Annotated in this window: 11 protein-coding genes; 10 read left to right on the forward strand and 1 reads right to left on the reverse strand. The window is 68.3% G+C overall.

The window, feature by feature from the left end:
- Positions 1-68: 68 nt before the first annotated feature.
- From JHN45_RS18970 to JHN45_RS19005, 7 genes are all read left to right on the forward strand, one after another.
- A complete protein-coding gene (locus JHN45_RS18970; protein ID WP_200709435.1) occupies positions 69-3,230 on the forward strand; it encodes a phage tail tape measure protein in 3,162 nt (1,053 codons plus the stop codon).
- A gap of 3,298 nt (positions 3,231-6,528) precedes the next feature.
- Positions 6,529-7,038, forward strand: coding sequence for a hypothetical protein (locus JHN45_RS18975; RefSeq protein WP_200709436.1), 510 nt, complete (start codon positions 6,529-6,531; stop codon positions 7,036-7,038).
- Between the two features lie 289 nt (positions 7,039-7,327).
- Positions 7,328-7,552, forward strand: a complete 225-nt coding sequence (locus tag JHN45_RS18985; protein WP_200709438.1) for a hypothetical protein — start codon at positions 7,328-7,330, stop codon at positions 7,550-7,552.
- Positions 7,552-8,646, forward strand: a complete 1,095-nt coding sequence (locus tag JHN45_RS18990; protein ID WP_200709439.1) for a peptidoglycan-binding protein — start codon at positions 7,552-7,554, stop codon at positions 8,644-8,646. Before JHN45_RS18985 ends, JHN45_RS18990 begins: the two co-directional genes overlap by 1 nt.
- 15 nt (positions 8,647-8,661) lie before the next feature.
- Positions 8,662-8,886, forward strand: a complete 225-nt coding sequence (locus JHN45_RS18995) for a hypothetical protein (RefSeq protein WP_200709440.1) — start codon at positions 8,662-8,664, stop codon at positions 8,884-8,886.
- A gap of 53 nt (positions 8,887-8,939) precedes the next feature.
- Positions 8,940-9,140 (forward strand): hypothetical protein, encoded by a 201-nt coding sequence (locus JHN45_RS19000; RefSeq protein ID WP_234467662.1) that lies wholly within the window; start codon positions 8,940-8,942, stop codon positions 9,138-9,140.
- Positions 9,141-9,295: 155 nt separating this feature from the next.
- Complete coding sequence (locus JHN45_RS19005) at positions 9,296-9,958, forward strand: HAD family hydrolase (RefSeq protein WP_200709442.1); 663 nt, start codon at positions 9,296-9,298, stop codon at positions 9,956-9,958.
- On the opposite strand, the gene JHN45_RS19010 is transcribed toward JHN45_RS19005, so the two are convergent.
- Complete coding sequence (locus JHN45_RS19010; protein ID WP_200709443.1) at positions 9,939-11,165, reverse strand: transcriptional regulator; 1,227 nt, start codon at positions 11,163-11,165, stop codon at positions 9,939-9,941. The two genes, JHN45_RS19005 and JHN45_RS19010, sit on opposite strands and share 20 nt — an antisense overlap.
- Before the next feature lie 574 nt (positions 11,166-11,739).
- Between JHN45_RS19010 and JHN45_RS19015 the strand changes: the two genes are divergently transcribed.
- The 3 genes from JHN45_RS19015 (at position 11,740) to JHN45_RS19025 (ending at position 13,557) form a co-directional block, all read left to right on the forward strand.
- Complete coding sequence (locus JHN45_RS19015) at positions 11,740-12,135, forward strand: DUF6415 family natural product biosynthesis protein (protein ID WP_200709444.1); 396 nt, start codon at positions 11,740-11,742, stop codon at positions 12,133-12,135.
- Entirely contained in the window at positions 12,132-12,908 is a 777-nt protein-coding gene (locus JHN45_RS19020) for a hypothetical protein (protein ID WP_200709445.1), read from the forward strand. The genes JHN45_RS19015 and JHN45_RS19020 overlap by 4 nt, the downstream gene beginning before the upstream one ends.
- Before the next feature lie 460 nt (positions 12,909-13,368).
- Positions 13,369-13,557: a hypothetical protein gene (locus JHN45_RS19025; RefSeq protein ID WP_200709446.1), complete on the forward strand. Its 189-nt coding sequence runs from the start codon at positions 13,369-13,371 to the stop codon at positions 13,555-13,557.
- Positions 13,558-13,603: the final 46 nt, after the last annotated feature.

Genomic DNA, 13,603 nt, shown 5'->3' on the forward strand with positions numbered 1-13,603 from the left:
AGACCCGCCTCCAGCGGCACTTCGCGCCACCTCCCGAACAGCCACAGCAACGCAGGAGGTGAGTCGTCATGGCCCTGACCGTGGGCGAGCTGACCGGCATCATCAGCATCGACGACCGGACCGTGGACCCCGCGCTGCGCCGTGTCGAACAGGCGATGCGACAGACCGGTGTGCGCCTCGGGCAGGATGCCGACGATGCCGGGCAGGCCGCCGGCCGCAACCTCGGTGGAGGCTTCGTCCGTGGCGCGGATGGCCAGTGGCGCAACATGCAGGCGCAGCTGGTCGACGCCGTCACGGCCGCCGCGCTCGAAGCCGAATCCGCGGCTCATCGCGGCGGACAGCGTGTCGGCGACGGGTTCGGGGACGGCCTCACCCAGGGTGCCCGGCAGGCCGGGGACGATGCCGGCGCCGCCGCAGGCGATGGCCTCACCACTTCCGGCGACGACGGCGCGGACGACGCGGTATCCAGCTGGTCAGACCGCCTGGGCGGACTGAAGACGGCTGCCCTGGGAATCGGCGTCGCCGCCGGGGCCGTGCTGATGGACGCCTTCGGCCAGGCCATGGAGCAAAACCAGATCACGGCCAAGCTCGGCGCGACACTGGGAGCGACCCCGGCGCAGGCTCAGCGATACGGGAAGATCGCTGGGCAGCTGTATGCGGGCGCGGTAACCGAAGATTTCCAGACCGCCGCGGACACGATCAGCTCCGTCATGGGGTCGGGCTTGATCAAGCCCGATGCCACGAATTCTCAGATCCAGTCGATCAGTACGAAGGTCTCAGACCTGGCGACTACGTTCGACCAGGAACTCGGCGGAGTCACAAACGCGGTCAGCCAGCTTATGCGTACAGGCCTCGCCAAGAGCGCGGACGAGGCCCTGGACATTGTGGCCAAGGGATTTTCGACCAGCGCAAATAAAGGTGACGATTTCCTTGACACGCTAAACGAATACTCCACCCAGTTCAAAAGAGTTGGGCTCGACGGAAAGACCGCTGTCGGCCTCATCGACCAGGCGATCAAGGGAGGCGCTCGCGACTCCGACCAGGTCGCCGACGCGCTCGGGCAGTTCGGCGAGCTGACCATCGGACAGAGCAAGACTGTTCAGAGCGCGTTCCAGAGCATCGGTCTCAGCTCTGACGCGGTGGCGTCCAAGCTGAAGAAGGGCGGAAAGTCGGGGCAGGAAGCGCTCCAGATGACTCTGGACGCGCTGCGTGGCACCAAGGACGAGACGACAAAGCTCAATGCGGCCACCGCCCTGTTCGGCGACCCAGGCACCGTCATGGGTGACGCTCTTTTCGCGATGGACCCGGCGGGTGCCGCCGCATCCTCAGGAATGGATAAGGCGGCGGGCAGCGCTAAAAAGCTCGGCGACAGTGTCCGCAACAATGCGGCAACGCAGGTCGAGCAATTCAAGCGCGGCGCCATGCAGAAGCTCGTCGATTTCCTCGGCACCACGGTCATTCCCGCGCTGACGAAATTCTTCGGGTTCCTCCAGGATCACCAGACAGAACTCAAGACCGTCGGGATCATCATCGCGGCAGTCGTCGTACCGGCCCTCGTCGCACTCGGCGTCCAGTCGCTGATCGCGGCCGGACGGATGGCGACGGCCTGGGTGGCCGCGCTGGGCCCGGTCGGCTGGATCGGTCTGGCGATCGGCGCCCTGGTGGTCCTAGTGATCACTTACTGGGACCAGATCAAGAGCGCAACGCTGGCGGCCTGGGGCTGGATTGTCGGAAAACTGATCTGGGCCAAGGACATGGCCGTCGCCGCGTTCCTGAACTTCACCCTGGTCGGCCTAATCATCAAGCACTGGGGCGCGATCAAGAGCGCGACGATGACCGCCTGGAACGGGATCGTCGGCTTCGTCAAGGGCATCCCGGGGTTCCTCTACAACGCCTTCCTGAACTGGACCCTGCTCGGGCTGATCATCAAGCACTGGTCCGCGATCAAGACGGCAACGGTCAACAAGGCCACGGAGATGGTCAACTGGGTCCGCGGACTCCCCGGCCGGATCTCCAGGGCGATGGGCTCCCTCGGCTCTCTGCTCACGCAGAAGGGCCGCAACGTCGTCCAGGGCCTGTGGAACGGGATCCAGGGCATGGGCGGCTGGATCCGGTCCAAGCTCATGAGCTGGGCGAAAAGCGCCATTCCCGGGCCGATCGCCAAGGCCCTCGGAATCAACTCGCCGTCCAAGGTCACCAAGGCGCAGGGCCGTTGGATCGCCCGCGGCCTCATCGACGGCCTCACTGGCTCGTCAAAGCAGGTCAAGGCAGCAAGCGCCAAGCTGTCGGACATCATCGCCGACAGCCTGAGCCCCGGGAAGAAGCGGTCCAAGGCCCTCGGCACGCTCGGCAAGGGCACGAAGCAACTCCTCGCGCTGGCCAGCAAGGAGGAGAAGCTGGCCGCCCGGCTGAAGACCGCATCCAAGAGCCTCGCGGACCAGATCAAGGCCCGGGACGCACTCGCGGCCGACGTGAAGAAGGGCGTCCTCGACGGCGCCGACATCACCAAGCAAGACAGCGGCGGCTGGCCCCAGACAGCGGAGTCGATCCTCGCCGGGCTGAAGTCGGACACCGCGGCGGCCCAGCTCTTCGCGAAGAACCTGGCGACGCTACGACAGAAGGGCGTACGGAGCGACCTCATCGCGCAGATCGCGCAGGCCGGAGTGGCGCAGGGCTCGTCGGCTGCCGCGGCTCTGGCGAACGCGAACTCCGGTCAGGTCAAGCAGATCAACAGCCAGCAGGCCGCGCTGGTGAAGGCGGCCGGGCAGGCCGGGGCGACGGCCGGCGACGCGATGTACGGGGCGGGGATCCGCGCCGCACAGGGTCTGGTCAGCGGCCTGAAGTCGCAGCAGTCGGCGATCGAGCGGCAGATGCTGGCGATCGCCAAGGGGATGTCGAAGAGCATCCGTGCGGCGCTCGGCATCAAGAGCCCGTCGAAGGTGATGGCGCTGGTGGGTCAGTACACCGCGCAGGGCCTCATCAAGGGTGTCGAGGGGCAGCGCAGCGCGGTCAACTCCACGATGCAGTCACTGGTCGACACGCCGGGGCCCGGGTCGTGGGACATGGCGTCCTCGCGGGCGCGCTCGGCTGCCTCACAGAAGGTCGTGCTGGAGCTGCGGTCCTCGGGCCGTTCCGAGGACAACTACCTGGTTGGCCGCGTACGCCGCGGCATCCGCAATGTAAGCGGCGGCGACGTCGACCTAGCGCTCACAGGACGGAGGTCGAGCTGATGGCCTTCCCCGAGGATCCTCTCGGCGCGCGTACCGAGGTGCAGATCGGCGGGGTGTGGACCGACGTCACTCCGTACGCGTTGACCCGGGACATCATCACGCACACGCGCGGACGCACGGCTGAGGGGCAGGCGGTCGACCCGGCCTCCTGCTCCCTCACCCTCAAAAGCCCTGGTGGGCTGTTCTCGCCGGAGAACCCGCGCAGCCCGTACTACAAGCTCATCGGGCGCAACACCCCAATGCGGGTCAGCGTGCAAGCGGGGCCGCAGCGGCTGCTCCTGCCCGACGACGCCTCCAACGCGCGGGCCACCACGCCGACGACGACCGCGCTGAACATCGCCGGAAACCTGGATGCGCGGATCGAGGTGTCGCTCCTCAACTGGCAGGTCAACACCGAAGTCGAGTTGTTCGGCAAGTATCTGACGACCGGTAACCAGCGCTCGTGGCAGCTGTCCATCAACGGCGGCGGCAACCTCAGCCTTCGCGCCTCCACGGACGGCCTCGCGATCGGCCAGTTCTCTACCTCCGTCCCGCTGCCCATCCCCCCGTCCGGGCGGCTCGCGCTGCGCGTCACCCGAGACAACGCGACCGGCGTCACCACCTTCTACACGGCGCCTTCGATCAGTGGCACCTGGGCACAGCTCGGCAATACGGTCACCACGGCGACCGGGGCGATCTTCGCGTCGAGTGCCCCACTCACAGTGGGGGACATCGACTCGCTCGCCTTCACCGGCCCCGCGGGCAGCGTGTACGCAGCGCAGCTCCGCAACGGCATCAACGGAACCGTCGTCGCCAGCGTCGACTTCACGGCCCCGGCAATCGGCGCCACGTCGTTCGTGGACGCCACCGGTCTGACGTGGACGCTGTCCAACGGGGCCGCCATCAGCAACAAGCGGACACGATTCTTCGGCGAGTACTCGGACTGGCCGGCCCGCTGGAGCGGCGGCGGCCGTCTGATCACTGTGGAGGGTGAGGGCGCGGGCATCCTGCGGCGTCTCAACCAGGGCAAGAAGCCGCTCGCCTCGACGCTCCGCCGTCGTATCCCCTCCTACACACCAGTCGCGTACTGGCCGATGGAAGAGGGCTCGGACGCCACCCAGGCCTACAGCCCCATCACGGGCGTGAAGGTGATGAAGGCGAGCAACTTCGACTGGGCATCCGACGACACGCTGCCCGGCTCGTCGCCGCTTCCTGTCCTCCAGGTCGGCGCAACCTTCGTCGCCCCGGTCCCGGCCGCGCCCGCGGGCACGTGGCAGGTCGAGCTGGTCTATAACCTGGACGCGATGCCGTCGGCGCTGACGACTCTGTTCGAGGTGCGGACGACGGGCACCGCGCGGCGCGTGCGGGCGCGCGTAGCCACCAACCAGGTGGTGATCGAGGGACTCGACGGCGACGACACCTCCCTCTTCGCTCCGAGCGGCGCCGCTCCTCAGTTCACGGGCAGCTGGGCCCGCCTCCAGATCAAGGCCGTTCAGTCCGGGGCATCCACCACCTACGTCTTCCGATGGATCGTCATCGGAGGCACGGGCTTCTCCATCTCGTCGACCATCACGGCCTCGCCGGGCTACGTGACCGACGTCCGCTCCAGCTTCGGCACCGGGCTGGACGGGATGCGCTGGGGACACCTGGCCGTCTTCAACTCGGAGACCGACACCCCCTTCAACAGCGCCGACCAGGCTTTCAACGGCGAGACCGCCGGCACTCGGCTCCGGCGTCTGAGCATTGAGGAAGGCCTGCCCATCACGGTCACGGGTGTGGTCGCCGACCAGGCCCGGATGGGACCGCAGCGCACAGCAACCCTGCTGACGCAGGTGGAACAGTGCGAGGCAACGGACGGCGGGATTCTCGTCGAGGAACGCGAACGGCTGGGGCTGCGGTACCGGGACAGGACGTCGCAGTACAGCCAAACCCCCGTCCTGACACTGCCGTACGGTCAGCGCGGGCTCTCCGAGATCGAGCCGTCGCCCGACGACCTGGACGTCCGCAACGACCTGACGGTGACTCGGATCGGCGGAAGCTCGGGCCGGGCGGAGCTGCTCACCGGCGCCCTGTCCGTCCAGGATCCGCCGAACGGCATCAGCCGGTACGACGACGCCATCGACCTGAACCTGTGGTCCGACGACCAGACCGAGCCCATGGCCAACTGGCTTGTTTTCCTGGGCACATGGAACGAGGCTCGCTACCCGAAGATCACTCTGCTCCTCCACCGTGCACCCTCGTTGATCCCCTCCGTCCTGGACCTCACCGAGGGCGACCTGATCCGGATCACCGACCTGCCCGATTTCCTGCCGCCGGGCCCGCTGGATCTCCTTGTCGTCGGCTACACGGAGCGGCTGGGCACACGCACGTGGGAGATCGACCTGGTGTGTGTGCCTGGGCGCCCGTGGCAGGTAGCGACCGCTGACGACACGGTGTACGGCCTGGTGGACACAGACGGCTCCGCGCTCGCCGCGGCGGCCGGACCGACAGACACGAGCCTTCTGGTCTCGGTGACCGTCGGCCCTGTCTGGAAGTGGGAGACCGCGTTCGACGCAGAGATCGCTGGCGAGGACGTCACGGTCAGCGCAATCGCCAGCTCAGTGGTCGATGCCTTCGGCCGTACGGTCAGTGGCGGATGGGGGACGGCAGACAGCGGCCAGGCATGGTCACTGGTCGGCACGGCCTCGAACTTCGCCGTGGGCAGCGGCTACGGCGCGGTGACGCTGCCGACGACCAGCAGTTCTCGCGTGGCCTTGGCCCCGGCTCCGGCGGCCGATGTCGACGTGTACGTAGACATGGCCACGAGCGCGCTCGCGACCGGGTCCAGCCTCTTCGGGGGTTTGGTCGTTCGGGGAGTTGCCGATACCGACGGCTATCACGCGAGGGTCGACTTCACTTCTGCGGCTGGGATCGGTCTGTCCTTGCGTAAGCGCGTGGTCGGCGTCGAGACCCAACTCGGCACGGCCAGCACCACGCTGACGCACGTCGCGGGGACGTTCTACCGCGTGCGCGTCCAGGCGGTGGGTACGGCCTTGCGGGCGCGGATCTGGCTCGCGACGGACCCTGAGCCGAGCCTCTGGGCGATCGACGTCACGGACTCGTCCTTGAGCGCCGCTGGGTCGGTCGGGACCCGGAGCGTCTCGAACACGGGCAACACGAACGTCAACCCCGCCATCAGATATGACCAGTTCGCCGTGATCAACCCGCAGCGCTGGACCGTGACCCGCAGCTCGAATGGCGTCGTCAAAGCCCAGGTCGCGGGCGAGGGCGTTGCCTTGGTCAACCCGGCACGTGTCCCCCTGTAGAGAGTGGAGCCGTTGTGACTTACGAGCCGTGGCAGCCCGGTATGAAGATCACCGCGAACCGGCTGGTGTCGATCTCGCCGGTGTGGCAGGACTGGACACCGGTGTGGACGACGTCGACCGGCGCGAATACACCGAGCTTCGGCAACGCGACGGTCATCGCCCGATACGCGCAGTCCGCGCTCACTGTGTTCTGGCGGCTGGACATCAGCTTCGGGGCGACGACCTCGTTCGGCGGCGGCGGAGCATCCGACAACTGGCGCTTCTCGCTTCCCGTCTCAGGGGGGGTGATCACGCAGATCTGCGGCCACGGCGAGGCCTCCGACGCCAGCGTCGCCAGCACGATGGGGCGCCTCGCTATCCGTGCCCGCGTCACGACGTCGACCACGTTCGAGTTCGAGGTGTCGTCCGGCCGGCCGGACGCGGTGGCTGTCTCCTCCAGCGGCGTCATCGACGCGGTGAGCCCGTGGACATGGGCGACCAGCGACGCACTGCGCGCCGCGGGTACCTACGAGGTAGCAGCCTGAGTAGAGGAGGACGAAATGGACTATCCATTCATCCAGGTCAGAGCGTATGACGTGACGAATGTCGAAGCGACGGCTTTGGTGGACGTGCGCTTCGGGAGCGAGTTCTCACTGTCTGGAGTGACGCAGCAGGACGTCGTGGACGCGGTGAGGGCCGTGTTCTCGGCGCTGCCGAACGTGACGGTCAGCGCGACGCAGTACGAGGTGACGTCCTCGACCGTCTGACCGCCGCCCAATCCCCAGCCCCGCACCGCTTGGTGTGGGGCTTCTTCATGCCCGCTTGGAGGCACGCATGGCCGCAGAGATCCATCCCGACGTCGCCCGGCTGCTCGACAGCTTCCGGTACGACCACCTCCCCGAGCACCTCCAGGAGGTCAGCAAGCCGTTCCACGACCTGGCGCACCAACTCGCCGAAACGCTCACCGGGCCCGAGGTGACCAGGGCCCTTGAGCGCCTGTGGGACGCGAAGCACTGGGCCGTCCTCGCCGCCTCCAACTCGGAACGGGAGGTCAACTGATGAAGCTGGTCAACCGCGCTCAGTGGGGCGCGAAGCCGTCGCGGTACGACCTGGTCTACATCGCCAGCACCAACGGCGTGAAGATCCACTACGAGGGCGCGTACGTCGCCAAGTCCCTGGCCGACCCAGACGCTCACAGCGCCTGCGCTGGCCACATGCGGGACATCCAGGCTTCCCACCTCGCCAACGCGAAGGAGGACTACAGCGACATCGCGTACAACGCCGTCGTCTGCCCTCATGGCTACGTCTTCGAGGGCCGCGGTCTGCATCGGAAGACCGCCGCGAACGGCAACCAGCCGCTGAACGTCAAGGACTACGCGGTGTGCGCCATGGTCGGGTCCTCCGGCCTGGTCAAGCCGACCGACGCTCAGCTCGGCGGCCTGGTCGACGCGATCGAGTGGCTCCGCAGCGGCGGCGCAGCTGGTGACGAGGTTCTCGGCCACCGCGACGGCTACGCCACCCAGTGCCCGGGCGATCCGCTGTACGCGTGGGTGCAGGCCGGCGCGCACCGGCCGGACGGAACCAGCCCGCAGGGCGGTACAACCGGGGGCACGACGATCGCCCGGTACCAGGTCGTGATCAATGGGCTGACGTACGGCTACGGCGCGACCGGCGCGCACGTCACGGCTGTCGGCAAGGCCCTGGTGGCGAAGGGTTTCGGGCGGCACTACAGCGTCGGCCCGGGGCCGGAGTGGAGCGATGCCGACACGGAGAACTTCTCCGACTTCCAGGTGTCACTCGGCTTCACCGGTACGGGGCCGCACGAGGACGCGGACGGTGTCCCGGGCTCAGTCAGCCTCCAGCGTCTGCTCGGCACGCTGCCCGGCAAGGCCACGACGTCGGCAGCACCGCTGTACCCCGGCCGCTCCGCTTTCGTCCTCGGCAAGTCCAACCCTGCTGTCACAACGCTCGACGGCGGCCTGGTCCGGCGCGGCTTCACCAAGCATCACGCCAGCACCAAGTACACACCGGGCCCGCTGTTCAGCGAGAACACCCGCCTGAACGTGCGGGATTTCCAGCGCTCCGTTCCCGCGCTCGCGGGCGCCGCGGATGGCTACCCGGGGCCGCTCACCTGGCGGCTCCTCCTCTCCTGAAAGCGAGTTACCAGCATGCAGAACTCGACCAAGCGCACCGTTCGTACGGTGCTCCAGACCAGCGTGGGCGTAGCGGTGATGCTGCCTCAGATCGTCTCGGCTTCCGGCGTACCGGAGTCCCTGCCGTGGGTGGCGGGTTCGCTGGCCGTGGCTGGCGGTCTGGCCCGCGTGATGGCCCTGCCCGGGGTCCAGGCTCTGCTCCCTGCCTGGCTGCGTACGGATGTGGAGGTCCGCGAGTGACGCCTCCGGAGTCCACCGCGGTCGCCCTGGAACTGGCCGAGCTACGTAGGACGATGGAGGTCGGGTTCACCGAGCAGCGTGGTCAGCTCGCGCTCCTGGTGCAGCGCGGCGATCAGACAGACAAGACGCTCGACGACCACGAGAAGCGTCTCGACGCTATCGAGCGGAGCCGGTGGCCGCTACCAACAGTGGCCGCTCTCACTGCCGTTGGAGCGCTCGCGGTCACGGTGTGGCAGTCCCTCGGCCACGGATAAGCCGAACCGCCGCAAACTACCTCTCTGCCCCCCTTCCGGTCCGCTACGGTGGCGAATGCCAGCCTCCCGGGCGAGCCCATCTTGGCCAGACGATTCGCCCCCTCTCGCCTGCGGGCGAGAGGGGGCCTTTCGTCGTGTCCGGCTACGCTGCCGCCATGATTCGTGCAGTGGTGTTCGATGTGGGTGAGTGCCTGGTGAACGAGACCCGGGAGTACGGCACTTGGGCCGACTGGCTCGGTGTGCCGCGCCACACCTTCCACGCGATGTTCGGCGCCGTCATCGCCCAAGGGCGCGACTACCGCGAGGTGTTCCAGGAGTTCCGGCCCGGCTTCGACCTCTACGCGGAGCGCGAAGCCCGGGCTGCAGCCGGGCAGCCCGAGCACTTCGGCGAGGACGACCTTTACTCCGACGTCCGGCCGGCGCTGACGCAGCTCCGCGCGGACGGGCTGTGGCTAGGCATCGCCGGGAACCAGACGATCCGCGCCGGGAAGATCCTCCGGGGGCTGTTCACCAACGACGTGGACCTGATCGGCACCAGCGACGACTGGGGCGCCTCGAAACCCGACCCCCTGTTCTTCGACCGTGTCGCCGAGGCCGTCCCGCACAAGGTCGACGAGATCCTCTACGTCGGCGACCGTGTCGACAATGACCTCGAGCCCGGAGCAGCCGCCGGCATGCACACCGCGCTGGTCCGGCGCGGTCCCTGGGCGACGATCCAGTGGCACACCGAGGAAGCGGAGAGGCTCCCCACCTTCCGGGTGGAGAGCCTTCTCGACCTGTCTCCGCGCATCACGGAGTTCAACGGGCAAGAGCACTAACCGTTGTCGACCACCCGTACAACCGATCGTCCAAGTCCCGCACGCACCGCTCGTTCTGGTGCGGGGCCAGCGCCCGGCGGACCTCACGGACCCGGTCCATCCCCATCGCGTACCAAGTCCGCTCCAGCTGGTCCAGCGCTCGGACCGCGTACCCGCACGCGGCTTCCGGCGCCCCGGCCGCAGCTTCCACGGCGGCGAGATCGCCGAGGATGACGGTCGTCTGCTTCTCCTCAGAGGGAGCGAGCGCGTCGAGGACGCCGAGGAGGGTGGTGCGCGCCTGCGGGATGTGACCGGCGCGTAGTTGGGTGTTGCCCTTGAAGGCAGCCAACCGGACAGGGGAGAACCAGTCGAGCCACTCCGGCGACGCGTGCTCCCCACCACGCGCGAGGACGTCCTCGGCGTGCCCGATCAGGTGCAGCGCCGTACGGGCGTTGCCGCAGCGGGTCTCGCACTCTGCCTCGACCGCGTCCAGCCAGGCGAGCAGTTCTGCTGATGCGGGACCTCGGCGGGCGTAGGTACGTGCCGCGATCATCCGCTCGACCGCCCGTTCCCGCTCGCCTTCCCACGCGGGGATGAACGCGGTGTGCGCGAGGACGGCGGCGCCCATCAGCGCATCGTCAGCCTCGCCTGCGGCCTGGAGCGCGAGCAGCAAGGTGCTTCCGGCGCGGTCGGCGTCGCGCATGTCGAAGAACTCGATGCGAGCTGCGAGCAAGTAGCTCTCCGCGAGAGCTGCAGCGACCGCCCGTCGAGTCTGTCCGGCGGTCTCCGTAAGCAGGGCGCAGCCGAGGGAGCCGTGGGCCTGCGCGGCAGGGTGCAGTGTGGCAGGGGCAACCGACCAGTACAGCCGTCGGTGGGATCGAGTGACGGCCTGGAAGTCGGCGGCCACGGTGGCGGGCTGCATAGTGACGGCCTGCGTCGGCACGGCGGCCAGCCCAACGACGGCGGCCGTGGCCGCGAGAACGGTCCGGCGGCCTCGATCGGGTTGGACTGCGTTCGGCGGGGTGAAACCGAGGGCTACGAGGCTCTGGCCGAGTTCACGCGTGAGAGCCTGTGCCTGGTCTGGCTGCGGCCACGGTGGATTCTCGGACGCCCAGCGTCGTACCTGACGGACGCCAACGCCGAGGGCGTCGGCGAGCGCCTGTTGCGATCGAAATCCGGCCGTCAGCATGGCGGCCTTGAGCCGGGTGTTACCTGGGCGCCGTGGCACTGCTGTACCTCCATGTCGAGCACTGCGGACAGTGTCACGCGAGGTCCGCTATCTGGCTACCCATCACTCCTCAGGGTTAATGAAAGCCCTATTTGAGGCGCCGAGAAGGCCTATTGAAGTCCTCGATTCCCGCGCCCTAGAGGGCCACTCTGAAGCGCACCTGATCGCCTGTGCTTCGAGGAGCCATGATGCCGACCACGCGCTTACCCACCCATATGGGGTGCACTCTCCAGGACGCAGGCCAGGCCTGGGACGTGGTCCGCGTACCACGCCAGCTGGGCGTCGCTGCGATGGCCATCCTGGGGCGTCGCTGCGGCGCCGTACTTGAGTACCCGCCCAAGGGCGTCCTCTACTACTTCGTCGCGCGCGGCACCGCCGCCGAGTGGGCAGTCGAATGCACCCAGGCGATCGGTAAGGGCGGCACCCTCACGATCCCACCGTCCCGTTGTACGGCGGGAGCAGGTCCGCACTGGCGGGTCTGCCCCGGGGACGGTGACTGGATCACCGACTCACACGCCCTCCAGGCTGCCCTTGAAGACTGCTTGTCCTCCGTCGGCGAATCGGAGCGATCGGCATGAGCACCACTTCACTCACCGCGCCTCCGGACATCAGGGCCATACGCGCCAGCATCGCGCCCATCCTTTCTACGGACATCCCCCGGGCGGACCCCTTCGACCCCGAGTCTCGGCACGCCCCCGAGAAGCACTTCGTGCGCGCCGAACTCGTCGCTCTCACGGAGGCTTTCCGCCAGCACCTCCAGGACCTCATCCCCGCGGTGGAGGCTTGGGCCGAGCGGCTGCCCGAGGACCATCCCGACCGTCTGGCGGCGAGGATGTGTACCGGCCAGGCCCGGATCCTGCTACGTGCAGAGCCCGCCGAGACGGAGGCCCTCCGTGGGTCCGTCGCCTCGCGGATGGCCCGCTCGGTGCGGACGCTGTGTGGGCACTACGACCGGCTGGTGCCGCGATGACCAACTCGCTCCCAACCGCCGTCTACGACCCGACAGATCCGAGCAGTGGAGTTGCCCTCGTCAGCCACCAGCTCGACGGGCTCGGGCTCGGTGAGCACTGGGTGCAGACCGGCGCGCAGGGCCGTTTGCGGGTCGTCGACCGGCAGATCCCGCCGGGGCACGGCTGGTGCCGAGCCGTCGGTCTCTATCCGGCTCTCTGGCCGGCCACCGCTGATCTGTGTGTCGAGGTCGACTGGTACGCAGACCCGGACGTCCCGCCGGCCGAGCAGGACGAGCACTGGTGGACCCGGCTGGCGGCGGTCACGGCCGGACTGGAGTCCCTCGGCTACGTGGTCCGGATGCCCGGCCCGCGCCGGACACCGGCTGTCGACCGCTACCAGCCGCTAATCGTGTCCCGCCTGCCGGTCGGCGCATCTCTGGCACCGTGCCCCGCCGACGGCTGGGACCACCTGGAGGTGCACCCCACCTACGAGCGGCCGGCACACGATCCCAGCAGACGCCTGCAGACCATGCTGGACGACTTCCACCTGACCAGCTACGTCACCCGCGCCCTGGACACCCATCTCTGGCCGCCGTACGCCACGGCCGGCTCGGTCGTCCTGTGGTCCGACTTCCAGGACGCCACCCTGGACGACTGGGAGAGCGCCATGGCCCGCGTCCGCCGCGCCCTGCGCATCGCCGGGTACCGCTTCCTGGACCACCGACGGCCCTGGAACCGCGATGTTGATCACCTGCCGTACGTGATCGCCTACCTCCGCGAGGTCCCCCAGTGACCATCGCGCTGGCCGAGGACATGTGGCGGGGACACACCCTCGCCATCGGTCAGATGGGCCGGATGTCCAGAGCGGCTGCCATCGGCGACCACTGCGTCTGGTGCGACCGGCCACCTGGCGACGATGCCGTCTGTCTGCTTCCCGAGGCGCCCTGGCGGGCGTGCTGCCGCTGCTACCTGACACGCCTTGCGGCCATGATCACGTGGTGCGACTGGCACGCCCACATCGCGCGGTGCGCACCCTGCAAAGTCGGCTCGACGTGCTTCGTCGCCCGCGGCCGACGCCATCGGCACCAGGAGGCCGCAGCGCTACTTGGGGAGCCCCTTCGCTGCTTCCCCTGCAACCAGGAGATCGCCAAACAGGACCTGGTCGTCGCAGTCATCTGGGAGGGGGACGCCAGCCCGCACCCCGGATATGCGCACGTCCTATGCCTCGCCCGCCACATCACGGGAGGCCTGTCATGAAGCAGACCAATACCACCAAGGCACTCATTGCCCAGGCCGACGGCTCGGGCTACAGGGCCGCCGGCCTATGCGCGGCCAGGCACCCCAGCGGTGTGTTGTGCACCCTGCGCCGCGGCCACGCCCCAGGCCACGCCAATCCGTACGTGCGCAAGTCGGTCACGGACGCCGTGGGCCTTCGCTGGTGAACCTCCGGTCCTTGGTCTCGTCGACACCCAGGGACCGGATCCTACG

This window comes from Streptomyces sp. MBT53 (genome assembly GCF_016654115.1).
Taxonomy (GTDB): Bacteria; Actinomycetota; Actinomycetes; order Streptomycetales; family Streptomycetaceae; genus Streptomyces.